The sequence below is a fragment of the Cellulomonas sp. NPDC057328 genome (genome assembly GCF_042667215.1).
GTDB lineage: Bacteria > Actinomycetota > Actinomycetes > Actinomycetales > Cellulomonadaceae > Cellulomonas.
In genome coordinates, this window is record NZ_JBHUZW010000008.1 from 42,872 (window position 1) to 66,933 (window position 24,062).

Annotated in this window: 22 protein-coding genes; 12 read left to right on the plus strand and 10 right to left on the minus strand. The window is 75.6% G+C overall.

Annotated features, from left to right (window positions below; all coding sequences use genetic code 11):
• Nucleotides 1–8: 8 nt before the first annotated feature.
• The 4 genes from ACFUMH_RS02945 (at nt 9) to ACFUMH_RS02960 (ending at nt 4,056) form a co-directional block, all read left to right on the plus strand.
• Complete coding sequence (locus tag ACFUMH_RS02945) at nt 9–431, plus strand: TIGR03667 family PPOX class F420-dependent oxidoreductase (RefSeq protein ID WP_378200135.1); 423 nt, start codon at nt 9–11, stop codon at nt 429–431.
• An 82-nt stretch (nt 432–513) separates the two neighbouring features.
• On the plus strand, nt 514–1,077 hold the full coding sequence (locus ACFUMH_RS02950; protein ID WP_378200138.1) for a DinB family protein: 564 nt from the start codon (nt 514–516) through the stop codon (nt 1,075–1,077).
• Between the two features lie 130 nt (nt 1,078–1,207).
• On the plus strand, nt 1,208–3,235 hold the full coding sequence (locus ACFUMH_RS02955; RefSeq protein ID WP_378200140.1) for a TPM domain-containing protein: 2,028 nt from the start codon (nt 1,208–1,210) through the stop codon (nt 3,233–3,235).
• Nucleotides 3,236–3,291: 56 nt separating this feature from the next.
• Nucleotides 3,292–4,056, plus strand: a complete 765-nt coding sequence (locus tag ACFUMH_RS02960) for a PspA/IM30 family protein (RefSeq protein ID WP_378200143.1) — start codon at nt 3,292–3,294, stop codon at nt 4,054–4,056.
• A 139-nt stretch (nt 4,057–4,195) separates the two neighbouring features.
• Here the strand turns inward: ACFUMH_RS02960 and ACFUMH_RS02965 are convergent, their stop codons facing one another.
• A complete protein-coding gene (locus ACFUMH_RS02965; RefSeq protein WP_378200146.1) occupies nt 4,196–5,002 on the minus strand; it encodes a type 1 glutamine amidotransferase in 807 nt (268 codons plus the stop codon).
• Between the two features lie 194 nt (nt 5,003–5,196).
• Here ACFUMH_RS02965 and ACFUMH_RS02970 point away from each other — a divergent pair, with 194 nt between their 5' ends.
• From ACFUMH_RS02970 to ACFUMH_RS02980, 3 genes are read left to right on the plus strand one after another with little or no spacing between them, the layout of a single operon-like run.
• A complete protein-coding gene (locus ACFUMH_RS02970; RefSeq protein WP_378200149.1) occupies nt 5,197–5,925 on the plus strand; it encodes a response regulator transcription factor in 729 nt (242 codons plus the stop codon).
• Complete coding sequence (locus ACFUMH_RS02975; protein ID WP_378200152.1) at nt 5,922–7,556, plus strand: ATP-binding protein; 1,635 nt, start codon at nt 5,922–5,924, stop codon at nt 7,554–7,556. Before ACFUMH_RS02970 ends, ACFUMH_RS02975 begins: the two co-directional genes overlap by 4 nt.
• Nucleotides 7,557–7,568: 12 nt before the next feature.
• The gene (locus ACFUMH_RS02980; RefSeq protein ID WP_378200201.1) at nt 7,569–8,357 is read left to right on the plus strand and encodes a hypothetical protein; all 789 of its coding nucleotides are present in this window, start codon (nt 7,569–7,571) and stop codon (nt 8,355–8,357) included.
• A gap of 101 nt (nt 8,358–8,458) precedes the next feature.
• Here ACFUMH_RS02980 and ACFUMH_RS02985 read toward each other — a convergent pair whose 3' ends face one another.
• Nucleotides 8,459–8,749, minus strand: coding sequence for a WXG100 family type VII secretion target (locus ACFUMH_RS02985; RefSeq protein WP_378200155.1), 291 nt, complete (start codon nt 8,747–8,749; stop codon nt 8,459–8,461).
• 191 nt (nt 8,750–8,940) lie between these two features.
• Here ACFUMH_RS02985 and ACFUMH_RS02990 point away from each other — a divergent pair, with 191 nt between their 5' ends.
• Complete coding sequence (locus ACFUMH_RS02990; protein WP_378200158.1) at nt 8,941–9,225, plus strand: DUF4031 domain-containing protein; 285 nt, start codon at nt 8,941–8,943, stop codon at nt 9,223–9,225.
• Between the two features lie 60 nt (nt 9,226–9,285).
• Here the strand turns inward: ACFUMH_RS02990 and atzF are convergent, their stop codons facing one another.
• Complete coding sequence (atzF, locus tag ACFUMH_RS02995; protein ID WP_378200161.1) at nt 9,286–11,268, minus strand: allophanate hydrolase; 1,983 nt, start codon at nt 11,266–11,268, stop codon at nt 9,286–9,288.
• A 73-nt stretch (nt 11,269–11,341) separates the two neighbouring features.
• Nucleotides 11,342–14,980, minus strand: a complete 3,639-nt coding sequence (gene uca / locus ACFUMH_RS03000; RefSeq protein WP_378200165.1) for an urea carboxylase — start codon at nt 14,978–14,980, stop codon at nt 11,342–11,344.
• Between the two features lie 420 nt (nt 14,981–15,400).
• Here uca and ACFUMH_RS03005 point away from each other — a divergent pair, with 420 nt between their 5' ends.
• Nucleotides 15,401–15,640 (plus strand): hypothetical protein, encoded by a 240-nt coding sequence (locus ACFUMH_RS03005; protein ID WP_378200168.1) that lies wholly within the window; start codon nt 15,401–15,403, stop codon nt 15,638–15,640.
• A complete protein-coding gene (locus ACFUMH_RS03010) occupies nt 15,637–15,759 on the plus strand; it encodes a hypothetical protein (RefSeq protein WP_378200170.1) in 123 nt (40 codons plus the stop codon). Before ACFUMH_RS03005 ends, ACFUMH_RS03010 begins: the two co-directional genes overlap by 4 nt.
• A gap of 10 nt (nt 15,760–15,769) precedes the next feature.
• Here ACFUMH_RS03010 and ACFUMH_RS03015 read toward each other — a convergent pair whose 3' ends face one another.
• The 6 genes from ACFUMH_RS03015 to urtA form a co-directional block, all read right to left on the minus strand.
• Complete coding sequence (locus tag ACFUMH_RS03015) at nt 15,770–16,447, minus strand: GntR family transcriptional regulator (protein WP_378200173.1); 678 nt, start codon at nt 16,445–16,447, stop codon at nt 15,770–15,772.
• A gap of 67 nt (nt 16,448–16,514) precedes the next feature.
• Nucleotides 16,515–17,207 (minus strand): urea ABC transporter ATP-binding subunit UrtE, encoded by a 693-nt coding sequence (urtE, locus tag ACFUMH_RS03020; RefSeq protein WP_378200176.1) that lies wholly within the window; start codon nt 17,205–17,207, stop codon nt 16,515–16,517.
• The gene (gene urtD / locus ACFUMH_RS03025; RefSeq protein WP_378200179.1) at nt 17,207–18,088 is read right to left on the minus strand and encodes an urea ABC transporter ATP-binding protein UrtD; all 882 of its coding nucleotides are present in this window, start codon (nt 18,086–18,088) and stop codon (nt 17,207–17,209) included. Before urtD ends, urtE begins: the two co-directional genes overlap by 1 nt.
• Complete coding sequence (urtC, locus tag ACFUMH_RS03030; RefSeq protein WP_378200182.1) at nt 18,085–19,296, minus strand: urea ABC transporter permease subunit UrtC; 1,212 nt, start codon at nt 19,294–19,296, stop codon at nt 18,085–18,087. The genes urtD and urtC overlap by 4 nt, the downstream gene beginning before the upstream one ends.
• Nucleotides 19,293–20,177 carry an urea ABC transporter permease subunit UrtB gene (gene urtB, locus ACFUMH_RS03035; protein WP_378200185.1) on the minus strand — a complete coding sequence of 295 codons (885 nt, stop codon included), beginning with the start codon at nt 20,175–20,177 and terminating at the stop codon, nt 19,293–19,295. The genes urtC and urtB overlap by 4 nt, the downstream gene beginning before the upstream one ends.
• Before the next feature lie 104 nt (nt 20,178–20,281).
• The gene (gene urtA, locus ACFUMH_RS03040) at nt 20,282–21,673 is read right to left on the minus strand and encodes an urea ABC transporter substrate-binding protein (protein ID WP_378200189.1); all 1,392 of its coding nucleotides are present in this window, start codon (nt 21,671–21,673) and stop codon (nt 20,282–20,284) included.
• A gap of 155 nt (nt 21,674–21,828) precedes the next feature.
• On the opposite strand from urtA, the gene ACFUMH_RS03045 reads away from it, so the two are divergent.
• Both ACFUMH_RS03045 and ACFUMH_RS03050 read left to right on the plus strand, forming a co-directional pair.
• The gene (locus ACFUMH_RS03045; protein ID WP_378200192.1) at nt 21,829–23,064 is read left to right on the plus strand and encodes a pyridoxal phosphate-dependent aminotransferase; all 1,236 of its coding nucleotides are present in this window, start codon (nt 21,829–21,831) and stop codon (nt 23,062–23,064) included.
• A 152-nt stretch (nt 23,065–23,216) separates the two neighbouring features.
• Nucleotides 23,217–23,975, plus strand: coding sequence for a hypothetical protein (locus ACFUMH_RS03050; protein WP_378200195.1), 759 nt, complete (start codon nt 23,217–23,219; stop codon nt 23,973–23,975).
• The last annotated feature ends 87 nt before the right edge of the window (nt 23,976–24,062 follow it).

A 24,062-nucleotide genomic window follows, 5' to 3' on the forward strand; every position in this document is an offset into this window, starting at 1 on the left:
GCGCCGTCATGAGCCTTCTCGACCCGACGACGGCGTTCGGTCGCCGCGCGGCGCAGCGCCTCGCCGACGAGCAGGTGGTCTGGCTGACGACCGTGGACCCGGCGGGCGTCCCGCAGCCGACGCCGGTGTGGTTCTGGTGGACGGGCGCCGACGTGCTGGTCGCGAGCCGCCCGCGGCAGGCGAAGCTGCGCAACGTGCGCGAGCACCCCGCCGTGGCGCTGTCGTTCGGCACAAACGCGCACGGCGACGACGTCCTCGTGCTCACCGGCACGGCCGCGGCCGACGCCGGCCCGCTGCCCGCCGACGTCCGCGCCGCCTACGACGCCAAGTACGCGGACGCGATGCGCCGGCTCGGCCAGACCCCGGACGAGTTCCACGCCGACTACTCGGTGGTCCTGCGCATCACGCCGCGGCGCGTGCGGGGCTGGTGACGGGGGCGACGACGACCGGCGGTGTCGGTGGCCCGCGGTAGGACTGGGCGCGACGACGCCGGACCGACGCCAGGGGGACGCGATGCGCTGGGGACCGCTGCTGACCGACCAGCTCACCTTCTACTGGGAGACGAGCCTGTGGCCCCGCGTGCAGGGGCTGACCGACGACGAGTACCTGTGGGAGCCGGTGCCCGGGTGCTGGTCCGTGCGCCCGACGGCGGACGGCACGTGGCAGGCCGAGGGCGTCGGGCTGCGGGAGCCCGACCCGGCGCCCGTGACGACGCTCGCGTGGCGGATCGCGCACGTCGCCGTCGACGTGCTGGGCACCCGCGCGCGGACGTTCTTCGGCGACGCGCCGCCCGGGGCGGACATGTTCGACCCGCGGCTGCGGCCGGCGTCGCTGCCGTCGACGGCCGACGCCGCGCTCGCCCTGCTCGAGGAGTCGTACCGCGCGTGGCGGGACGGGCTCGCGGCGTGCGACGACGACACGCTCGCGCGACCGCTCGGGCCGCGGGCCGCCGACTTCGCCGACGAGCCGCTCGCCGCGCTGGCCACCCACCTGCACCGCGAGACCATGCACCACGGAGGGGAGATCGGCCTGCTGCGCGACCTGTACCGGGCGGGACTGCGCGGAGCCGGCACCTGATCCCGGGTGCGGCCGCCCACGTCACCCGTCCGCGGGCCCCCGGAACCCCGGGCGCCCGCGGTCCGTTGCGACGGGTGCAGGCGTGAGAAAGGATCGACGAGTGCGTGCGCTGCGAGGTCGGGTCGTCACCGTGGGAGCGGGTGTCGCGCTGGGCGCGAGCCTGCTCGTGACCGGGGCGGGGGTCGCGGCGGCGGTGCCGCCGCCCGCTCTGACGGGTGAGGTCACGGACGAGTCCGGGGTGCTGAGCGCCGGCGACGAGTCGACCGTGCAGTCCGCGCTCGACCAGCTGGCGACGGAGACGGACTACCAGCTCTACGTGGTGTACGTCCCGGAGTTCACCGGGGCCGCGGGCGGCAAGGAGTGGGCCCAGGCCACGGCCGAGGCCAGCCAGCTCGGCGCGAACGACGTCCTGCTGGCCGTCGCCACGGAGGTCCGCCGGTTCTCCCTCGCGCCGGAGGCCACCGGCGAGATCACGGTCGAGGAGATGTCGGCGATCAACAGCTCCGTGGAGGACCAGCTGCGCGCCGACGACTGGGCCGGTGCCGCCGTCACCGCCGCCGAGGGCGTCCAGGCCGCCGCGACCGGCAACACCGCCGCGGGTGGCGGCGGCGGAGGGGGCTTCATGACCGCGCTGCTCGTCGGGCTCGTCGTCATCGGCGGGATCTTCCTGCTCACCACGTTCACGTCGCGCCGCAGGCGGAAGCCGACGGCCGTGCTGCAGGACACCGCGGGCGCCACGCGCGTCGCGGCGACGGCCGACGAGTTCCACCAGCTGCCGACGCCGGAGCTCGACCGGCGCTCCGCGCAGGCGCTCGTGCGCCTCGACGACGCGCTGCGCTCGTCCGAGGAGGAGCTCGGGTTCGCCCAGGCGCAGTTCGGCCCCGCCGCCACGCGCGAGTTCGAGACGGTGCTCGCCGACGGCAAGCAGCGCCTCACCGAGGCGTTCCGGCTGCGCCAGACGCTCGACGACGACATCCCCGACACCGAGGAGCACGTGCGCGGCACGTCCGCCGCGATCCTGCGGCTGTGCCGCGAGGTGGGGCAGCGCCTGGACGAGCAGAAGGAGTCGTTCGACCGCATGCGCGCGATCGAGGAGCGCGTCGACGACGCCCTCGACGCGCACGAGCGCGAGGCGGCGAGCCTGCGCGACCGGGTCGCGCCCGCCCGCGCGTCGCTGTCGGCCCTGGCCGCGCGCTACCCGGCGAGCGCCCTGACGTCCGTCGCGGGCAACCCCGACCAGGCGGAGCTGCTGCTCGGCGAGGTCGGGACGGCCGTCGCGGAGGGACGCCAGCGCGTCGCCGCCGGCGAGCGCAGCACCGCGGTCGGCTACGCCCGCGCCGCCGAGGAGGCCCTCGGCCAGGTGCGCCGCCTGCTCGACGCCGTCGACACCGCCGGCGAGGACCTCGCCGCGGTCGGCGCGCGCCTCGACGCGGCCGTCGCGTCCATCACGAGCGACCTGTCCGACGCCGCCCGGCTCGCGCGCGGCAACCCGCAGGTCGAGCCGCGCGCGATCGAGGCGCGCGAGGCCGTCGCCGCCGCGTCCGCCGCGCGCACCGGCCAGGGCGACCCGCTCGCCGCGCTGCGCCGCATCACGGCCGCCGAGGCCGCGATCGACGAGGCGCTCGCACCCATGCGCCAGCAGGCCGAGCGCTCCCGGCGCGCGCAGGCGCTCCTCGACGACACGCTCGGCCGGCTCGAGTCCGCGGTCCGTGCGACCGCCGACTACGTGAGCACGCGCCGCGGCGCCGTCGGCCCCCAGGCGCGCACGCGGCTCGCCGAGGCGGACCGCCTGCGCATGCGCGCGCTCGACCAGCGCGGCACCGACCCCGAGGCCGCGCTCGCGACCGCCCAGCAGGGCGAGCAGCTCGTGGCCGAGGCGCAGCGCCTCGCGCAGGTCGACGTCGAGAACGCCGAGCAGATGGCCGGCTACGGCGGCGGGTACGGCCCCGGCGGCTACGGCGGCCGTGGCTACGCCCGGCGTGGCGGCGGCGACATGGTCTCCGGCATCGGCGGCATGGTCCTCGGCGGCATCCTGCTCGACTCGATCCTGCGCGGCGGGGGCGGGTTCGGCGGCGGTGGCGGCTGGGGCGGCGGCGACGGCGGCGGCGGGTTCGACGGCGGCGGCTTCGGCGACGGCGGCTTCGACGGCGGGTTCTGATGCCGCTGCGACGGCTGACCAGACGGTTTTCCGGTACGAACGAGAGGCACGGGACGATGACCGAGAAGCAGTCCATCTTCGGACGGATCACGCAGCTGGCGCGGGCGAACATCAACGCCCTGATCGACCAGGCCGAGGACCCGCAGAAGATGCTCGACCAGCTGGTGCGCGACTACACGAACTCGATCGCCGACGCCGAGAAGGCGATCGCCCAGACGATCGGCAACCTGCGCCTGGCCGAGCAGGACTACAACGAGGACGTCCGCGCCGCCCGCGAGTGGGGCCAGAAGGCGCTCGCCGCGTCCTCGGCCGCCGACCAGGCGCGTGCGCAGGGCGACACCGTCCGGGCCGACCGCTTCGACAACCTCGCCAAGGTTGCCATCGGCAAGCAGATCACCGCCGAGCAGGAGGTCCGCGACGCCGAGCCGATCATCGCCTCGCAGCGCGAGACGGTCGAGAAGCTCAAGTCCGGGCTGACGCAGATGAAGGACAAGCTCGGCCAACTGAAGCAGCGCCGCGACACGCTCGTCGCCCGCCAGAAGTCGGCGCAGGCGCAGCAGCAGGTGCAGCAGGCCATCGGCTCGATCAACGTCCTCGACCCGACGAGCGAGCTCGCGCGGTTCGAGGAGAAGGTCCGCCGCGAGGAGGCCATGGCGCTCGGCCAGGCCGAGATCGCCGCGTCGTCGCTCGACAACCAGTTCGCCGAGCTGGAGTCCGCCGGCGAGCAGCTCGAGATCGAGGCGCGGCTCATGGCCCTCAAGCAGGGCTCGGCGCCCCGCCGGCTCGAGGGCACGGCCGTCACGCCCGAGATCGAGGCGTGACCGTCACGGCCTGACCCGCGGCACCGCCACGGACGCGACGAGCGTGCGACCCGACCGGGTCGCACGCTCGTCGTGCGTCAGGGCCCCGAGGGGCGGACGGCGGTCGGACCGCCACACGCCCACCGGGCGCGCCTCGCCGTCAGACGGGGACGCGCACCGCCGCGCGGGCGCGGACCACGTCCGTGAACGACTCGGCGAGCGCCCGGCCGGCCGCCGCGATCTCGTCCGCGCGGGCGTCCGCCTGCGCGAGGACAGCGTCGGTGTCGACGTCGTCGTGGCCGTCGGCCCACGCGCGCAGCGTCTCGCGGCTCGCCTCGGGGTGGAACTGCACGCCCCACGCCGAGCCGATGCGGAACGCCTGGAACGGGTACATCGCCGACGACGCCAGCCACACCGCGCCGCGCGGCAGGTCCACGACCGCGTCGGCGTGCATGGACGGCTGCGGGGTGCTGCGGCGCGGCCCGGCGGCGAGCGCCAGCCCGGACAGCAGCGCGTCGTCCGCGGCCTCGGGGCGCCAGCGGACGTCGACGACGCCGGCCTCGCGCCCCGGCGGAGGGGCGATCTCGACGCGGCCGCCGCGCGCGACGGCGAGCAGCTGCGCGCCGAGGCAGACGCCCAGCGCCGGCACGTCGGTCGCGCTGACGACGGCGAGGAGGGTGCGCAGCCCCGGCAGCCACGGGGTCGTGGCGTCGTCGTGGGCGGACATGTGGCCGCCGAGCACGACGAGGCCGTCGCCGACCTCGGTGGGGCCGGGGAGGGTGTCGCCGAGGTCGGCGCGCACCAGGTGGACGTCGACGTCGCCGAGCCAGTCGGCGAAGCGGTCGAGCGTCACGTCGGGGGAGCTCTGCACGACGGTCACGCGCGGTCGGGGGCCGTGCGCGGCGCCGTTCGGGGCGTCCGCGGGGCCGCCGGTGGCGAGCACGCGGTCGGTGGTGTATGCGGTCACGCTTCCACGGTAGCCGCCGCGGCCCCGTCAGCCGAAGGGGCAGGTCACATGTCCATCACGATCCGCGGCGCGCCCGGTTCGCCCCGTGACGTCCGATCCGGTCGACGCCGACGTCCAGCCAACTCCCAGCATCGGCGGGCCGTGGCGCGCGCGGCTCACAGGCGGCTCCCAGCGCCCGGCGCGAGACTGGGGCCATGAGCACCGCGTCCGGCGCACCCGAGGCCCGGCTCCTCGTCGTGGACGACGAGCCCAACATCCGCGAGCTGCTGGCCACGTCGCTGCGCTTCGCCGGGTTCGAGGTGCACGCCGCGGCCGACGGCGGCTCCGCCCTGCGCCTCGCGCGCGACACCGACCCCGACCTCGTCGTGCTCGACGTCATGCTCCCCGACATGGACGGCTTCACCGTCACGCGGCGCCTGCGGGAGAAGGGCCAGCACGTCCCCGTCCTCTTCCTCACCGCGCGCGACGACACGGCCGACAAGGTGCAGGGCCTGACGGTCGGCGGCGACGACTACGTGACGAAGCCGTTCAGCCTCGAGGAGGTCGTCGCGCGCATCCGCGCGATCCTGCGGCGCACCGCGGCCGACGACTCCCTCGGCTCGTCCGTGCTGCGCTACGCCGACCTCGAGCTCGACGAGGACACGCACGAGGTGCGCCGCGCCGGCCGGCTCGTCGAGCTCTCCCCCACCGAGTTCAAGCTGCTGCGCTACCTCATGCTCAACCCGAACCGTGTGCTGTCGAAGGCGCAGATCCTCGACCACGTGTGGCAGTACGACTGGGGCGGCGACGCCAACATCGTCGAGTCGTACATCTCCTACCTGCGGCGCAAGGTCGACCAGCTCACGGGGCCGGACGGCGAGCGGCTGCCGCCGCTGATCCACACCCGGCGCGGCGTCGGGTACCTGCTGCGCGAGACGACGTGAGCACGCCCGCGGGAGGCACCGGCCGTCGCGCGGCCGCCCTCGCCGCCCTGCACGAGCGCTGGGACCACGTCCCGCTCAGCGAGCGGCTGGTCTCGATCATCGTCGTGCTGCTCGGCACGGGCCTCGCCCTCGCCGGCCTCGCGAGCTCCACGCTGCTCGAGCGCGAGCTCGTCGAGCAGATCGACGCGAAGCTGAAGAACGAGCGGTTCCAGCAGGTCCGGGACCTGTTCGACCCCGCGGCCCCGTGGGGCGCCGACGCCACCACGCCGTCCGACTACTACGTCGTCGCGCAGGCCGGCTGGCGCGCCCAGGCGCTCGTGCGCAACCCGTACACCGTCGAGGAGTACGGCACGCCGCGGATCCCGACCGGCCTGTCCGCCGGCAGCCCGCGGATGGGCCACCCGTACACGGTCGCCTCGGACCGGACCGGCTCGCGGTGGCGCGTCGTGTCGTTCCCGTACGCCGAGGGCAGCGACGTCGTGCTGTCCGTGGCCCTGCCGCTGCGCGGCGTCGACGACGCGGCGAGCAGCATGACGTGGATCCTGCTCGCCAGCGGCGGTGCGCTCATGGTCATCGGCGCGATCGTCGGCGGCTGGGCCGTGCAGCGGTCGCTGCGCCCCCTGCGGCAGATCGAGGACACGGCGGCCGCCATCGCCGCCGGCGACCTGTCCCAGCGCGTGCCGTCGCCGCCGACGACCACCGAGGTCGGGCGGCTCGGCGCCGCGCTCAACGGCATGCTCACGCAGATCGAGCAGGCGTTCGCGGCGCGCACCGCGTCGGAGGCGCGCATGCGGCGGTTCGTCGCGGACGCGTCGCACGAGCTGCGCACTCCCCTCGCCGCGATCCGCGGCTACGCCGAGCTGTACCGGATGGGCGCGCTGACCACGTCGGACCAGGTGGACGACACCATGCGCCGCATCGAGGGCTCCGCGCGACGCATGGGCTCGCTCGTCGAGGACCTGCTCGCGCTGGCGCGGCTCGACGAGGGTCGACCCGGCCGCGTCGGGCCCGTCGACCTCACGGTGCTGGCGGCCGACGCCGTCAGCGACCTGCGCGCGATCGACCCCGACCGGCCCGTGCGGCTCGAGACGCTCGCGCCGCACGGGCCCGTCGTGGTGGAGGGCGACGAGACGCGGCTGCGCCAGGTGCTCGCCAACCTCGTCGGCAACGCCGCGCAGCACACGCCCGCCGGGACGCCGGTCGAGGTGCGCGTCGGGCCCGCCGGCACCGACGAGGACGGCCGCGCGACGGCGCTGCTCGAGGTGCGCGACCACGGCCCCGGCATCGCGCCCGAGCACGCCGCGCGCGTCTTCGAGCGGTTCTACCGCGTCGACGCGTCCCGCACGCGCGAGTCCGGCGGGTCCGGGCTGGGCATGGCGATCGTCGCCGCCATCGTCACGTCGCACGACGGGCGCGTCGGCATCGCGCAGACGCCCGGCGGGGGCACGACCGTGCGCGTGGTGCTCCCCGTCGACGGACCGCGTCCGGCGCCGGGGGACCCCGTCGGCGACGGGTCCGCGGGGCGGGGCGACGACGGTTCCGAGACAGGCGCCGGGACACCGGGCACGCGCGGGGGTGCGCTGCCCCCGTCGGACGTGGCTACGATGGCGCGTCCTACGTCACCGTCGTGAGGCATGATTTTCATGGGCGTCCATGACGCACCGGGCTGGCTGCTGCCGGCCTTCTCCCGCAGCGTCGCCGGGGCCGGGGGCACCGCGTCCCCCGAGGAGATCCGGCGGACCGGCGAGGACCTCCTCGACCGCTGGACGCAGCCGGACCGCCACTTCCACAACGTCAAGCACCTCGTCGACGTCCTCGCCCGCGTGGACGAGCTCGACGAGGAGGTGCACGAGCCCGACCTCGTCCGGCTCGCGGCCTGGTACCACGGCGCCGTCTTCGACTCCGCCGAGCGCAAGGCGTACGCGAACAAGGGCGGCGAGGACGAGGCCGCGAGCGCGACGCTCGCCCGCGAGCAGCTGACCGCGCTCGGCGTCCCCGACGCACGGGCGCAGCGCGTCGCCGCGCTGGTGTCCGCGCTCGTGCGGCACTCCCCCGACCGCAAGGACGTCGACTGCGCGGTGCTCTGCGACGCCGACCTGGCGATGCTCGCCGCCGAGCCGCAGCGCTACAAGGCGTACCTGCACGACGTCCGCGCCGAGTACGCGCACCTGCCGCTCGAGGACTACGTGCGCGCCCGGACCCGCATCCTGCGCAAGCTGCTCGCGCGCCCCTCCCTCTTCACCAGCCCGCTCGCGCAGGGCTGGGAGGAGCCGGCACGGCAGAACGTCGCCGCCGAGCTGCAGCGCCTCGAGAAGGAGCTGGGCCGCCTGGAGGCGGCGTCGGCGCAGGCGGACGACGCCGCCGGCGACGAGGCGGGCGGCACGCCGTCCGTCGTCGACGTCCCCCAGCCCTCCACGCCGCCGCGGCGCTGACCGCGGTCGGCGCGCGTCGTCGACGTCCCGCGCCGACGACGACGCCGAGGCGCTGACCGCGCCGCCCCCCGCCCACGCCACCGGCGGCGCGTCCGCCGGCCTCAGTGCGAGAACAGCCGCGCCGCGTGCGCCTCCGCGTCCGCGTACGTCCGGGCCGCCGACTGCATGGCCGTCGCGATCTGCCCGAGCGACTGCTCCACGCGCGCCTGCGTCGCCGTCCACTCCGCGACGAGCGCCGAGAACGCGCCCGCCGCACCGCCGCGCCACGACGCCTGCAGCTCGGCGAGCTGCCGCTGCATGCCCGCCACCTCGGCCTGGATCGTCGCGGCGCGCGCGAGCACCGCCGCCGCCGACCCGTCGAGGTGACCGGCGTCGACCTCGTACCTGCTCATGGGACCTCCCTCGCACCCGCCGCGGCCGCCCGGTGGACGCCCCTGGGACGACGGGCAGGACGACGCTAGGGAGCACCGCGCGCACCGCGGCGGGGCGCCGGGCGGACCGGTGCGCCGCCCCCGTCGGCGGTGGGGCTGTGGTCGGCTCGACGACGCACCAGGCCCAGCGCCGCCGGACGTAGGCTCGGCGGGTGACCGTGCTCGTCGACCCGCCGCTGTGGCCGCGGCACGGCACCGTGTGGGGGCACCTGGTCAGCGACGCGTCGTACGACGAGCTCCACGCCTTCGCGGCACGCGCCGGCATCCCGCGCCGTGCGTTCGACCGCGACCACTACGACGTCCCGGTCGAGCGCTGGGACGAGATGGTGGAGCTCGGCGCGGTGCCCGTCGGCACGCGGGAGCTGGTGCGGCGCCTGCGGGCGTCGGGGCTGCGCGTCCCCGGCCGGGACCGCCGCACCCCCACCGCGCCGGACTGACCCGGTACCGACGACGTCGAGCCGGCGGTCGCGCCCCGCTCCGACGTCACCCCCGCCCGGTCACCGCCCCTGGGCGAGCGCCGCGAGCCACCCCCCGGCGTCGGTGATGTCGGTCCCCGCCTCCCCCGCCTCGGCCGTGCAGCCGAACCCGACCACCCACGTGCCGTCCGCGAGCTCCACGCGCCCGAGCGTCATCGGCGCGGGAAGCGCGGCGAGGAACGCGCCGAGCGCACCGGGCGACACGCGCCACACCTCGCCGGCGATCGGCGCGCCCTCCCCCGGCCCGACGCGCACGAGGCCCGGCTTGCGCGGCACGGTGGCGAGCGCGACGAGGCGGTAGGCGTCCGACGTCGTGACGGCACGGTCGAAGCGCGCGCCCAGGTCGGCGAGCTGGCCCTGCAGCGGCTGCCCGCGCAGGTGCGCGCCGACGACGAGCAGCTCGACGGTGCCCGGCACCAGCAGCGGCGCCGACGCGGGGACGCCCGCGCCACCGGAGCCGTTCGCGCCGTCCGCGCCGTCCGCGCCGTCCGCGCCGCCCGACGCGCTGGGCTCATCGAGCAGCCGCGCGGCCAGGTCGAGCGCGAGCTGGTCCTCGCACGCGCGGGCGAGCACGGTGACGCCGAACGGCCCGCCGTCGGCCTCGCCCGCGGGCACGGCGACCGCGGCCAGGTCGAGCATGTTGACGAAGTTCGTGTACGTGCCGAGCCGCCGGTTGATGCCGACGGGGTCGGCCTGCACGGCCGCGATGGTCGGGTGCTCGGTGGTGGTGGGCAGGAGCAGCACGTCGCAGCCGTCGAGGGTGCGCGCCGCCTCCGCCCGCGCGGCGTCGAGCCGCAGCCGGTCACGCACGTACGCCGCGGCCGGCACCTGCGCGCCGGCGAGGATGATCGACGCGACGGTCGGGTCCGCGTCGGCCGGGCCGGTCGCGAGGAAGTCCCCCACGGCGGCGTAGCGCTCCGCGACGATCGCGCCGTCGTAGAGCAGGCGCGCGGCGGCGAGCATGCCGGACACGTCGACCTCGACCGTGCGGGCGCCGACCGCCCGCACGCGCGCGACCGCCGCGGCGAACGCGGACCGCCACGCGTCCGACAGCGGCGCCAGGTCCTCCGCGCGGGGCACGGCCACCACCGGGACGTCCCGCAGCGCGACGCGCACGTCGGCCGGCCACCGGCGCCGGGCACCGGCGGCCTCCGTCCCCGCGGCCGCCACGGCACCCGCCTCCGCCGCAGCGGCACCCGCACCCGGCTCCCCCGCCGCGACCATGAGCCGCGTCGCCAGGACGCCGGTCGCCAGGTCGCGGGTGAACGTGGTGACGACGTCGTACGACGCGCACGCGGGCACGACGCCGTCGGTGGGGACGAGCCCGACCGTCGTCTTGATGCCGACGAGCCCGTGGAAGGCCGCGGGCACGCGGCCGGAGCCGGCGGTGTCCGTGCCGATGCCCACGTCCGCGACGCCGAGCGCGACGGCCACCGCCGACCCGGACGACGACCCGCCGGACACGCGCTCGGGCAGGGTGGCGTGCCGCACGGCGCCGTACGGGCTGCGCGTGCCGACGAGGCCGGTCGCGAACTGGTCGAGGTTGGTCTTGCCGAGCACGACCGCGCCCGCGTCGACGAGCGCCTGCACGGCGGGCGCGGTGCGCGCGGCCGGCCCGGGCCGACCCGCCGGGTGGGTCGCGTACGACGGGCAGCCGGCCGTGGTCGGCAGCCCTGCCACGTCGACGTTGTCCTTGACGGCGAGCGTGCGGCCCGCGAGCGGCAGGTCGTGGCCGGCGGCGACCCGCGCGTCCACGGCGTCGGCGGCCGCGAGCGCGTCCGCCTCCGGCACGAGCGCGACCCACACCTCCGGGCGGTCGACCTCGCGGATCCGCGCGTACGCGGCGCGCACGCGCGCCCGCGCCGGCCCGTCGACCTCCTCCGTCGTCGTCCGCCCCGTCGTCGCGTCCACGTCCACGTCCACCTGCGTCACCGCGTCCCCCACCGTCGTCCCGCGCGGCACCGCCGCGTCCACCACCTGCACACCCGACCCGATCACGCCCACGCGCGCACCGCCCGCCGCACGCGCACCCGCACCGGCGCCGGCACCGCGACAGCAGCCGGCTCCCGTCCCCCGCTCACGCGTCGACCGCCAGCACCGCGAGCGGCGCGCCGGGGCCGACGTGCTGCCCCGGCTCGACGAGCACCCGCACGACCCGCCCGTCCGACGGCGAGGGCACGGCCAGCTCGAGCTTCATGGCCTCGAGCGCGACGAGCAGGTCGCCGGCGCACACGTCCGTGCCGGCTTCAGCCTCCACGCGCCAGACCGAGCCGACCATCGGCGCCTCGACGAGCACGTGCCCGTCGAGCAGCTCGACCTCGGCCGCCACCGACCCGTGCGCGAGCGCCGGTGCGTCCTCGTCCGGCGCCGCGTCGAGCTCGCCGGCGGCCGCCCACGCGGCCCGCTCCACCGCGAACGCGGCGGCCTGGTGCGTGCGGAACGCCGCGATGTCGTCGGCGTGCTCCGTCAGCAGCTCGAGGTGCTCCCGGTAGGAGAACGTGCCGTGCTCGACCTCCACGTCGAGCCGCCCGGCGGCGAACGCGACGCGCTGCTCGGCGAGCTCGTCGGCGCCCACCGGGTGCCACACGATCCGGTCGAAGAACCGCAGCAGCCACGGCGTGCCGAGCTCGAAGACGCCGTGCTGGCGGTGCCCGGACCAGATCGGCACGGTGCGCCCGACCAGCTGGTACCCGCCCGGCGAGTCCATGCCGTACACGCACAGGTACTGCCCGCCGAGGCCGACGGTGTCGGCGGCCGTCCACGTGCGCGCGGGGTTGTACTTGGTCGTCATGAGCCGGTGCCGGGGGTCGAGCGGCACCGCGAGCGGCGCGCCCAGGTACACGTCGCCGAGCCCGAGGACGAGGTACTCCGCCTCCGTCATGGTCCGCAGCACGTCCTCGCCGGACGGCAGCCCGTTGACGCGCCGCACGAACTCGACGTTCGACGGAAGCCACGGCGCCTCGGGCCGCACGCCGACCGTGTAGCGGGCGACCGCGTCGGCGACGACCGGGTCGTCGAACGAGAACGGCAGGTGGATGCGCCGCGACGGCACCTCGAGGTCGGCGGTCGCCGGCAGGTCGGCCTCGAGCGCGACGAGGACGTCGACGAGGGCCCGCACGCCCAGCAGCGCCGGGTCGACGTGCACGTGCAGGCTCCGCACGCCCGGCGTGATGTCGACGACGCCCGGCAGCGCGCGCGCCCGCAGCGCCTCGCCGAGCGCGTGCACCCGCATCCGCAGGCCCAGGTCGAGCACCATCGGGCCGTACTCGACGAGCACGTTGTCGTCGGCGCCGCGCAGGTAGACGACGTCCGGGCGGCCGAGCGGGTCGGCCGGGTCGCCGGCGACGCGGGCGAGCACCCCGTCGTCGCCGTCGGGGCCCGTGGCAAGGTCGGCGGGGACCGACGCGGCGGCGCGCCGGACCGTCGAGGTGCGCAGCGCGTCGGCCGTCGCCTCCGGCACCGGGACGAGCCGCACGGTGTCGCCCGGGCGGATCTGGCCCATCTTCCAGCGGTGCCCCGCGACCACGGTCACCGGGCACGCGAACCCGCCGAGCGACGGCCCGTCCGGGCCGAGCAGGATCGGGGTGTCGCCCGAGACGTTGAGCGCGCCGACCGAGTACGGGTTGTCGTGCAGGTTCGACGGGTGCAGGCCGGCCTCGCCGCCGTCGGGGCGCGCCCACCGCGGCTTCGGGCCGGACAGGCGGATGCCGGTGCGGTTGGCGTGCGTCTGCACCTGCCACGTCGCGGCGTAGAGCATGTCCATGTCGTCGGGCGTGAAGTAGGTGGGCGCGGGCTGCGGGCCCTCCTGCACCGCGAGCTCCCACGCGTGGACGAGCTGCGGGCGGGCCTCCTCCGGCACGGGGACGGGTGCCGGCGCGTCGGCGGCCGGCGCCGCGGGGACCAGCACGTCCCCGGTGACGAGCGCGCGGCCGGTGTACCCGCCGAAGCCGCCCAGCGAGAACGTCGACGCCGACCCGAGGTACGTCGGCACGTCGAGACCCCCGCGGACCAGCACGTACGTCCGCAGGCCGGTGCCCGCGGGCGCGCCCACGTCGAGCACCGCGCCGGCCGGCACGTCCACGGGCTCCCACTGCGGCACGGGCACGCCGTCGACCGTCACGGGCGCCTCGGCCCCCGTCACGCACACGACCGCCGCGTGGCTGAACCGCAGCCGCGGCCCCTGCAGGGTGCACTCCAGGCCCGGCGCGCCCTCCGGGTTGCCGAGCGCGACGTTGCCGAGCCGGAACGACAGGTCGTCCATGGGGCCGGACGGGCTGATGCCGACGTCCCAGTGCCCCAGGCGGCCGGGCCAGTCCTGCACGGTCGTCATGACGCCGGGGCGCAGGACCTCGAGCCACGGCTCGTCGTCCGTGACGTGCGCGAGCGTGCCGGTGGTGTGCGTGGCGTCGGTGAACGCCTCATCCGCGACGGCGGCGCGCAGCAGCGGCAGGTTGGTGACGACGCCGGCGACCGCGGTCCCCGCGAGCGCGTCGGCGGCCGCGGCGAGGGCCGCGTCGCGGTCGTCGGCGTGCACGATGACCTTGGCGAGCATCGGGTCGTAGTGGCTGGTGACCTCCTGGCCGGTCTCCGCCCAGGCGTCGACGCGGACGCCGGCCGGGTAGACGACCTCGGTGAGCAGGCCGGCGCACGGCTGGTAGCCGCGGCGCGGGTCCTCGGCGTACACGCGCGCCTCGACGGCGTGGCCGCGGCGGGCGGGGCCGTCGTCGGGCAGGGCGGCGAGCTCGGTGCGCAGGTCGGCGTCGCCGCGCGCGAGGCGCAGCATCCAGCCGACGAGGTCGACGCCCGTGATCGCCTCGGTGACGGGGTGCTCGACCTGCAGACGCGTGTTGACCTCGAGGAACGACACCTCCTGGCGGTCGACGTCGTAGACGTACTCGACGGTGCCGGCGGAGCGGTAGGCGACCGAGGCGGTGAGCGCGCGGGCCGACGCGGCGAGCTCCGCCCGGACCGCGTCCGGCAGGCCCGGCGCCGGCGCCTCCTCGACGACCTTCTGGTTGCGCCGCTGCAGCGAGCAGTCCCGGTCCCCGAGGCTGACGACCCGCCCGTCGCCGTCGCCGAACACCTGCACCTCCAGGTGCCGGGCGCGGCGCACGAACCGCTCGAGGAACACCCCGCCGGACCCGAAGCTCGCCGTGGCGAGCCGCTGCACGCGCGCGTACGCCTCGCGCAGCTCGTCCGGGCCGTCGCACGCCTGCATGCCGATGCCGCCGCCGCCGCCGACGGCCTTGAGCATGACCGGGTAGCCGACGGCGTCCGCGGCGGCGAAGGCCGCGTCGACGTCGTCGAGCAGGCCGCTGCCGGCGATGAGCGGGACGCCCGCGGCGCGGGCCGCCTCGCGGGCGCGGTGCTTGTCGCCGAAGACCTCCAGGTGCGCGGGCGTCGGGCCGACGAACGCGAGCCCGGCCGCCTCGACGGCCGTCGCGAACGCCGCGTTCTCCGACAGGAACCCGTAGCCGGGGTGGACCGCGCCGGCGCCCGTCGCGAGCGCCGCCTCGAGCACCGCGTCGGCCCGCAGGTACGACTCGGCGGCCGGTGCCGGGCCCAGGCGGACGGCCGCGTCGGCGAGCCGCACGTGCGGCGCGGCGGCGTCCGCGTCGGAGTACACGGCCACGGTGCGCAGCCCCAGCGCGGACGCGGTGCGCAGGATCCGGACGGCGATCTCGCCGCGGTTGGCCACGAGCAGGGTGTCGAACACGGCGGCCCCTCGGGTCGGTCCGGCCGCACGCGACCGGAGATCGACGGGGCTGTATACACCCCGGTATCCGGACCGTAGGAGGGCCCTGTTTCCCCTTCCGCGCGCCGCCGTAAACGTCGCGTTACGCCACCCCCGCCGCCCCACGCGCCGAACGGCATACCGGTGCTGCACCCAGCGCCGAGAGCTGCACCGGTATGCCGTTCAGCGACAGCGGCGATGGGCGGCGGGCGGCGGGCGCGCGACCCCGAGCCCGTGCGCCTGCCAGTGCGCACTCCAAGCTCCGAACGGAATGCGGGTGGCGTTCTCGGTACCGAGAACGCCACTGGTATGCCGTTCGCGACCGGGTGGAGGGTGTGTGTCCACGGTGAGCGCCTGCCGTGGACGGTCGTGACGGACGCCGCGGTCGGCTAGCGTGCGAGCGTGCCGGGCACCCGACCGCTCACCGCGCGTGAGCGGGCCGCGCTCGACGCGCTGCTCTCCGTGGACTTCCCGGGCGTCGACGCTCTGCGCGCGCAGGCCGCCGCGGTCGTCGCGGACACCGAGGCGTGCACCTGCGGGTGCGGCACGGTCGAGCTCGTCACGGCCGCGCCGCCGGCGTCCGTCCCGCTGCCGCCGGTCGCGCCCACCCAGCTGCAGGTGCTCGACAGCGCCGCGAGATGACCGGTCACGTCACGCTGCGGCTGCGCGACGGCGTACTGCACGTCCTGCAGGTCGGCTGGTACGACGTTCCCCTCCCGGTGCCCGATCTCGCGGACACACGGCTCGTGGCCGTCGCCTGACGAGGGGCGCTCAGCCCGCGATCGCCATCCGCGCCATCGCCGCCGCCGCGCGGTCCATGACGACCTCGAGCGACTCCCCCACGTGCTTGTGCAGCGCCGTCAGCGCCTCGGGCAGCCGGTCCGCCAGGACGAGGCGGAGGATCTCCATGTGCTCGTCAACGGTGGCCGTGATGCGGTCCTCCTCGACGAAGTCGTGCATCCGCACGGCGCGGATCTTCTGGTTGACGGTGACGAGGGCGTCGGTGAGCTGCGCGTTGCCGGACGCGCGCGAGAGCACCTGGTGGAAGCCCTCGTCGACGACGACGAAGCTCGGGTCGGGGTCCGGGACGACGTCCCGCATCTCCTCCCACCGGGCCAGCTCGGCGCGCAGCATGTCCGCGTCGTGCACGACCTGCCGGTTCTCGATCGCGCGGGCGATGCCGCGCAGCTCGAGGGTGATGCGCAGCTCGTAGAGGTTGCGCAGCGTCTCCAGCGACGGCACGACGACGGCGTAGCCGAAGTCGGTGCGCTCGACGAGCCCGTCGGACAGCAGCCGCGACAGCGCCTCGCGCACGGGGGTGCGGGACACCTCGAACGCCTTGGAGAGCTTCGGCTCGGTCAGCCGCTCGCGCGGAGACACCCGCCCGTTGAGGATCTCGTCCCGCAGCCGGTGGTACACGGCCTCCCGCAACGACCCGCCCGTGCCCATACCCACGGAGCGTAGACCTGCGCCGACGTCCACCGCGGCGGGCAGCACGGCACCGCTCACGCGGCCCTCACAGCGCCATCGCCGCGCGCACGACATCCTGCTGCTCGGCGCCGCCCTCGCCCGTGGCCGTCACCCGGCCCGACTCGAGCACGTGGTAGCGGGCGGCCGCGGCGAGCGCGAACCCGACGTGCTGCTCCACGAGCAGGACCCCGAGGCCGTCCGCCGCGAGCTGCACGACCGCGTCCTCGATCTCCGCGACGACCGACGGCTGGATGCCCTCCGTCGGCTCGTCGAGCACCATGACGCGCGGCCCGGTGACCAGCGCCCGCGCGATCGCGAGCTGCTGCCGCTGCCCGCCGGACAGCAGACCCGCGCGCCGCCCGAGCACCTCGCGCAGCGCGGGGAACAGGTCGAGCGCCTCGTCGACCCGCCGCGCACCGGCCGAGCCGGCGACGTCCGCCACGAGCTGCAGGTTCTCGCGCGCCGTCAGCTGCCCGAACGACTGCTGCCCTTGCGGCACGTACGCGAGCCCGCGCCGCACCCGCTGGTGCGGCCGCGCGCGCGTCACGTCGTCCCCGTCGATCAGGACGGCGCCCGACCGGACGGGCAGCAGGCCGACCGCGGCGCGCAGCAGCGTCGTCTTGCCGGCGCCGTTGTGGCCGAGGACGGCGACGACCTGCCCGTCCGGCACCTCGACGTCGACGCCGTGCACGACCGCCGTGCGCCCGTACCCGACGTGCACCCCGCACAGCTGCAGCATCACTCCACCTCCGTGCTCGTGGCCGGCGCGCCGCCCGCGATGCGCGACCCGCGCCCGTGCGTGCCCGTGCCCAGGTACACCTCGACGACCCGCGGGTCGGCCTGCACCTGCGCGACCGTCCCCTCCGCGAGCACCTTCCCCTGGTGCAGCACGGTGACGGACGACGCGAACGCCCGCAGGAACTCCATGTCGTGCTCGACGACGACGACCGTGCGCTGCTCGCCGATGCGCTGCAGCAGCAGGCCGGTCTCCTCGCGCTCGGCCTGGCTCATGCCGGCGACGGGCTCGTCGAGCAGCAGCAGCCGCGCGTCCTGGACCAGCAGCATCCCGATCTCCAGCCACTGCTTCTGCCCGTGCGCGAGGACGCCCGCCGGCAGGTCGCGCACGTGCGCGAGCCCGACGGTCTCGAGCGCGGCCTCGATCTCCGCCGGCACGCCGCGCCGGCGGCGCAGCAGCGTCAGCGGGCCGCGGCCCGCGCCGGCCGCGATGTCGAGGTTCTGCAGCACCGTGAGCTCGTCGAAGACGCTCGCGGTCTGGAACGTGCGGCCGACGCCGGCGCGCGCGATCCGGTGCGACGGCCGGCCGAGCAGCTCGACGCCGCCGAACCGCACCGACCCGCTGCCCGGCACCAGGCCCGTGACCGCGTCGACGACCGTGGTCTTGCCGGCGCCGTTCGGCCCGATGAGGAAGCGCAGGTCGCCCTGCGTGACGGTCAGGTCGACGCCGTCGACGGCGACGAACCCGTCGAACTCGACGCGCAGGCCGCGCACCTCGAGGTAGTCGTGCCGGAACCGGGCGGGCGGCGCGGCGAGCACCTGCTCGAGCGCCTCGGTGTCCAGGCGCGGGGCGTCGGCCACGGGGGCGGGGGTCGGGTCGCTCATGCGTGCCTCCCGGCGGTGTCGACGGTGTCCGCGGCGCCGGCGGCGGGCGGGTCGGCGGGCGGGTCGGCGGGGACGCCGCCCGCGGTGCCGTCGTCGGGACGGACGTCGGACGCGGGGCCGTCGGCCGGCACGGCAGCCCCGCCGCGACGCCGCCGGACCGCCCCGCCCAACGAGGCGAGCCCGTTCGGCAGGAACGCGACGACGCCGATGAACAGCGCCCCCTGGAAGTAGGTCCAGAACGACGGGAACTGCTCGGACAGCGACGTCTCCGCCCACGACACCGCGATCGACCCGAGCACGGGCCCGAGCAGCGTCGCGCGCCCGCCGATCGCGACCCCCACGAGCAGCGCGATGGAGGGCACGACGCCGACGTCCGCGGGCGAGATGATGCCGACGACCGGCGCGAACAGGGCCCCGCCGACCGCGGCGAACGCGGCCGCGACGGCGTACGCGACGACCTTGACGACCGCCGGGTCGTAGCCGAGGAACCGCACGCGGTTCTCCTGGTCGCGCACCGCGACGAGCAGCTCCCCGTACCGCGAGCGCATGAGCAACCCCACGGCGGCGACCATCGCGATGAGCACGCCGGCGGCGATGTAGTAGAGCATCCGCTTGTTCACGGGGTCGGCGAGGTCGTAGCCGAAGAACGACCGGAACCCGTTGAGCCCGTTGGTGCCGCCCGTGACCTTCTGCTGGCCGACCAGCAGGATCGCGAACGCCGCGGCGAGCGCCTGCGACAGGATCGCGAAGTACGCGCCGCGCACCCGGCGGCGGAACACCGCGAGGCCCAGCACGGTCGCGAGCGCGGCGGGCAGCAGCAGGATCGCGAGCACCGTGACGACCGGCGACCGCAGCGGCTCCCACCACCCGGGCACCACGCCGTCGCCGTACAGCAGCATGAAGTCCGGGACGCCGCCCGGACCCGCGTCGGACAGCTTCATGTGCATCGCCATGAGGTAGCCGCCGAGCCCGAAGAACACGCCCTGCCCGAGCACGAGCATGCCGCCGCGCCCCCACGCGAGCCCGATGCCGACCGCGACCATCGCGAGGCACAGGAACTTCGCGAGCAGGTTTAGCCGGAAGTCCGACAGCACCGCCGGCGCGACGCCCAGCAGCAGGACGGCCGCGAGCGCGATCCCGCCCCACGTGCGCACGCCCGCGCGTCGCCACCACACCGGGCGCGCCGCCACGTCCGCCCCGGCGCTCACGCGAGGCTCCGCGTGCGGACCGAGACGATGCCCTGCGGCCGCAGCTGCAGGAACGCGACGACCACGACGAACACGAGCACCTTCGCGAGGCTCGCGGTCGTGGAGAACTCGAACGCCGCCTGCAGCAGGCCCAGGCCGACGGCCGCGACCACGGCGCCCTTGAGCTGCCCGATGCCGCCGGCGACGACCACGAGGAACGCGTCGACGATGTAGCTGGTGCCGAGCGTGGGGCCGATCGAGCCGAGCAGCGTCAGCGCGACGCCCGCGATGCCCGCGATGCCCGACCCGACGAAGAAGGTGAGCCGGTCCGTCGCGCGCGTCGAGACGCCCGACGTCTCGGCGAGGTCCCGGTTCTGCACGGTCGCGCGGATGCGCCGGCCCAGCGGCGTCATCTTGAGCACGAGCGACAGCGCCACGACGGCGACGACCGCGAGCGCGAGGATGAACAGGCGGGTCCGGGGCAGGTCCATGCCGAGCACGGGCACCGCGCCGGAGAGCCACGCCGGCGCGCGCACGTCGACGTTCGGCGCGCCGAACACGTCCCGCGCGAGCTGCTGGAGCACCAGCGCGACGCCGAACGTGACGAGCAGCGTGTCGAGCGGCCGCCGGTACATGCGGGAGATGAGCGTGACCTCGAGCAGCAGGCCCAGCAGGCCGCCGACGAGGAAGCCGAGCGGCAGCGAGACGAGCAGCGAGACGCCCGCGTCGGGCAGCACCTGCTGCACGACGAACGCGGTGTACGCGCCGGCCATCATGAACTCGCCGTGCGCCATGTTGATGACGCCCATCTGCCCGAAGGTCAGGGCGAGTCCGAGCGCCGCGAGCAGCAGGACCGAGCCGAGGCTCAGCCCCGCGAACAGCTGGGGTAGCAGGGCGTCCATGGGCCGCCTTCCTGTGGGGTGGTGCGCCGGGGGCGACGACCCGGCCGGCCGAGGGGTCGGACCGGCCGGGTCGCCGCGATCGGGTGCGCGGTGCGCGCGTCAGGTCAGGACAGGCCCTCGGCCCAGTCGTAGCCCTCGAGGAACGGGTCCGGCTCGATCGGGCCGTCGGACTGCCACACCGGGTAGATGAGGCCGTCCTCCTGGATCTCCCCGATGTACGCCGTCTTGGCGATGTGGTGGTTGTCGCCGTTCACGGTGACGGTGCCCTCAGGGGCGTCGAAGGTGACGCCGTCCGCGGCCTCCTGGATCGCGGCCACGTCGAACGACTCGGCCTTCTCGACCATGCCCTTCCACAGGTACAGCGACGTGTACGCCGCCTCCATCGGGTCGGACGTCGGCCGGTCCTCGCCGTACGCCTCCTTGAACGCCGCGACGAAGTCGGTGTTCGCCGCCGACTCGACCGTCTGGTAGTAGTTCCACGCCGTCAGCTGCCCGACGACGTTGTCGACGCCGATGCCGCCGACCTCCTCCTCCGCGATGGAGACGGAGACGACCGGGACGGTGTCCGCGGCGAGGCCGACGTTCTTGTACTCCTTGAAGAACGCGACGTTCGAGTCGCCGTTCAGGGTGTTGAACACCGCGTCGGCACCCGACGCCTTGAGCTTGTTGACGATGGTCGAGAAGTCCGTGTGCCCGAGCGGCGCGTACTCCTCGCCGACGATCTCGATGCCGTTCGCCTCGGCGTACGCGTTGATGATCTTGTTCGCCGTGCGCGGGAACACGTAGTCGGAGCCGACGAGGAAGACCTTCGTCTTGCCCTGCTCCTTCAGGTAGTCCATGCCCGGGATGATCTGCTGGTTGGTCGTCGCGCCCGTGTAGAAGATGTTCGGCGACGCCTCGAGGCCCTCGTACTGCACCGGGTAGAACAGCAGGGAGTCGCGCGACTCGAAGACCGGCAGCATCGCCTTGCGCGACGACGACGTCCAGCCGCCGAACACCGCCGCGACGCAGTCGGACGAGATGAGCTTCTCGGCCTTCTCCGCGAACACGGTCGGCTCGGACGCGCCGTCCTCGGCGACGACCTCGAGCTGCTTGCCGAGCACGCCGCCGGCCGCGTTGATCTCCTCCGCGGCGAGGTCGAGCGAGTCGCGCACGGTCTGCTCCGAGATCGCCATCGTGCCGGATAGCGAGTTGAGGAAGCCGATCTTCACGGTGTCGCCGGAGGTGTCCACGCAGGATGCGCCGCCCGAGGCGGTGGAGCCCGCGTCGTCGGACGCACCGGCGCGGGCGCCGCACGCGGACAGGGCGAGCGCGGTGGCGAGGACGCCGGCCGACAGCGCGAGCGCGCGGCCGCGGGACGCCCGGGCGGGGAGGGGGTGTCTGGTCAACGCAGGTGCCTTTCGTCGGGACGAGCGGGCGGTCGGGGCGGGGTCGGGGCGGTCGGACGCCGTGTCGCACCGCGCTGTGTCCCGCGGCGTATACATCCCGGTGCCCATGGCCGGGAACGCTAGGGACGCCGTGTTTCGCGCGTCCGACGCGCGGCGTAAACACTGCGTTTCGCCCGGATCCCGGGCCGCAGCGCGCGCGGCACGTGGTGCCCGCCGCCGGAAAGGTCGCGGCCCCGGCGGCGCGCCCCGGCTACGCTCCCGGCATGCCGCTGCGCCCCCTCGACCAGTCGTCGAAGCTCAAGGACGTCCTCTACGAGATCCGCGGCAAGGCGCTCGACGAGGCAGCACGCCTGGAGGCCGAGGGCCGGCGCGTCCTCAAGCTCAACACCGGCAACCCGGCCGCGTTCGGCTTCGACGCGCCGCACCAGATCGTCGCCGACGTCATCGCCGCCGTCCCCCACGCGCACGGCTACACCGAGTCCCGCGGCATCCTGTCCGCGCGCCGCGCCATCGTCACGCGCTACGAGACCGTCGCCGGCTTCCCGACGTTCGACGTCGACGACGTCTACCTCGGCAACGGCGTCTCCGAGCTCATCACGATGACGCTCCAGGCCCTGCTCGACGAGGGCGACGAGGTGCTCATCCCCTCCCCCGACTACCCGCTGTGGACGGCGATGACGAGCCTGTCCGACGGGAAGCCGGTGCACTACCGGTGCGACGAGTCCACCGGGTGGCAGCCCGACGTCGAGGACATCCGCGCGCGCATCACGCCGCGCACCAAGGCGATCGTCGTCATCAACCCGAACAACCCCACGGGCGCCGTGTACAGCCGCGAGGTGCTCGAGCAGATCGCCGACGTCGCGCGCGAGCACAGCCTCCTGCTGCTCGCCGACGAGATCTACGACCGCATCCTGTTCGACGGCGCGAAGCACATCCCGCTCGCGTCCGTCGCGCCCGACCTGCTGTGCCTCACGTTCAACGGGCTGTCGAAGACGTACCGCGTCGCCGGCTACCGCTCCGGGTGGGTCGTCGTCACGGGGCCGCAGGGGCACGCCAAGGGCTTCCTCGAGGGGATGACCCTGCTCGCGTCCACCCGGCTGTGCCCCAACGTGCCCGCGCAGCACGCCATCCAGGCCGCGCTCGGCGGCGTGCAGTCCATCGAGGGGCTCGTCGCGCCCGGCGGCCGGCTGCACGAGCAGCGGCAGGTCGCGTGGGAGGGCCTCACGTCGATCCCCGGCGTCGACTGCGTCAAGCCCGACGGCGCGCTCTACCTCTTCCCGCGCCTCGACCCCGAGGTGCACGAGATCCACGACGACGCGCAGCTCGTGTACGACCTGCTGGTGAGCGAGCACATCCTGCTCGTGCAGGGCACCGGGTTCAACTGGCCCACGCCCGACCACCTGCGGATCGTCACGCTGCCGGAGGCGCGGGTGCTCGGCGAGGCCGTCGAGCGGATGGGCAACTTCCTCGCGTCGTACCGGCAGGTGCCGCGGCGCTGACGCGGCCCGGACCGGCCCGGACGGCGCCCGGCCCGCGTTGCTCCGGTCGGGGGACGACGGCCGCGGCGCCCGTCCGCACGAGCGGCGAGCGCCCCGGCGGCGGCGGTCGCGCCACTAGCCTGGCGCGTCACCAGTCCCACCGTGGAGGCTCCATGCTGCCCCTCGCGTACGACTACTCGTACGAGTCCTCGAGCTCCGACGACCTGACGGGCGCGGGCGCGGTCGCCCTCGTCGTCTTCGGGCTCTTCTACGTGGCGATGATCGTCTTCGGCATCTACCTGTACATGAGGGTCGCCAGGAAGGCCGGCTGGACGTTGTGGCACGGCCTGCTCGTCCTCGTGCCGCTCGCCAACATCGTGTTCCTGATCATGTTCGCGTTCATGGAGTGGCCGGTCGAGCGGCGGCTGCGCGAGGCGGAGGCACGGCTCGGCATCGCGCCCGGCACCGACCCGTACGGCCAGGGGTACGGCGGCTACGCCGCGCCCGGGTACGGCGGGTACGTCGCGCCGGGGTACGGCGGGTACGCCGCGCCGGGGCACGACGCGTCCGGCGGGTACGGCACGGGCACCGTGTACGGCAGCGCCGACCCCTACGCGCCGCCGGCGTCGCCCCCGCTCCCGACCGCGCCCGCCACGCCGCCCGGCACCGCGTCCCCGTACGGCGCACCCGCCGACGCGGCACCCGCACCGGGCACGCCCGCACCCGCACCCGGCACGCCCGGCCCTGCCTTCGGCACCCCCGGCTACGGCACCGGGGGCTTCGGCACGCCGGGCTACGGCACGGGAGGCTTCGGCACGCCGGGCTACGACCCGACGCCCGACGAGCCGCCGGCCGCCTACGGCGCAGCCCCGCCGGCCCCGGGCACCGACGCACCGGCGGCGTCCCCGTGGGACCCGCCGGCGCCGCGCTGACGCCGCACCGTCCCTGCGCGCACGTCCCCGCCCCGGCCGCACGCCGGGAACGCCGAGGGCCGGCCACCCCGTACGGGGTGACCGCTG

Bases quoted from the DNA above. Each gene is read 5' to 3' on its own strand.
- ACFUMH_RS03045 (WP_378200192.1), top strand. From the start codon at position 21,829: ATGCCGCTGCGCCCCCTCGACCAGTCGTCGAAGCTCAAGGACGTCCTC.
- ACFUMH_RS02980 (WP_378200201.1), top strand. From the start codon at position 7,569: ATGGGCGTCCATGACGCACCGGGCTGGCTGCTGCCGGCCTTCTCCCGC.
- ACFUMH_RS03010 (WP_378200170.1), top strand. From the start codon at position 15,637: ATGACCGGTCACGTCACGCTGCGGCTGCGCGACGGCGTACTGCACGTC.
- ACFUMH_RS03050 (WP_378200195.1), top strand. From the start codon at position 23,217: ATGCTGCCCCTCGCGTACGACTACTCGTACGAGTCCTCGAGCTCCGAC.
- urtB (WP_378200185.1), bottom strand. From the start codon at position 20,177: ATGGACGCCCTGCTACCCCAGCTGTTCGCGGGGCTGAGCCTCGGCTCG.
- urtA (WP_378200189.1), bottom strand. From the start codon at position 21,673: ATGGGCACCGGGATGTATACGCCGCGGGACACAGCGCGGTGCGACACG.
- urtE (WP_378200176.1), bottom strand. From the start codon at position 17,207: ATGCTGCAGCTGTGCGGGGTGCACGTCGGGTACGGGCGCACGGCGGTC.
- urtD (WP_378200179.1), bottom strand. From the start codon at position 18,088: ATGAGCGACCCGACCCCCGCCCCCGTGGCCGACGCCCCGCGCCTGGAC.
- ACFUMH_RS02970 (WP_378200149.1), top strand. From the start codon at position 5,197: ATGAGCACCGCGTCCGGCGCACCCGAGGCCCGGCTCCTCGTCGTGGAC.
- ACFUMH_RS02960 (WP_378200143.1), top strand. From the start codon at position 3,292: ATGACCGAGAAGCAGTCCATCTTCGGACGGATCACGCAGCTGGCGCGG.
- ACFUMH_RS02985 (WP_378200155.1), bottom strand. From the start codon at position 8,749: ATGAGCAGGTACGAGGTCGACGCCGGTCACCTCGACGGGTCGGCGGCG.
- ACFUMH_RS02945 (WP_378200135.1), top strand. From the start codon at position 9: ATGAGCCTTCTCGACCCGACGACGGCGTTCGGTCGCCGCGCGGCGCAG.
- ACFUMH_RS02950 (WP_378200138.1), top strand. From the start codon at position 514: ATGCGCTGGGGACCGCTGCTGACCGACCAGCTCACCTTCTACTGGGAG.
- ACFUMH_RS03015 (WP_378200173.1), bottom strand. From the start codon at position 16,447: ATGGGCACGGGCGGGTCGTTGCGGGAGGCCGTGTACCACCGGCTGCGG.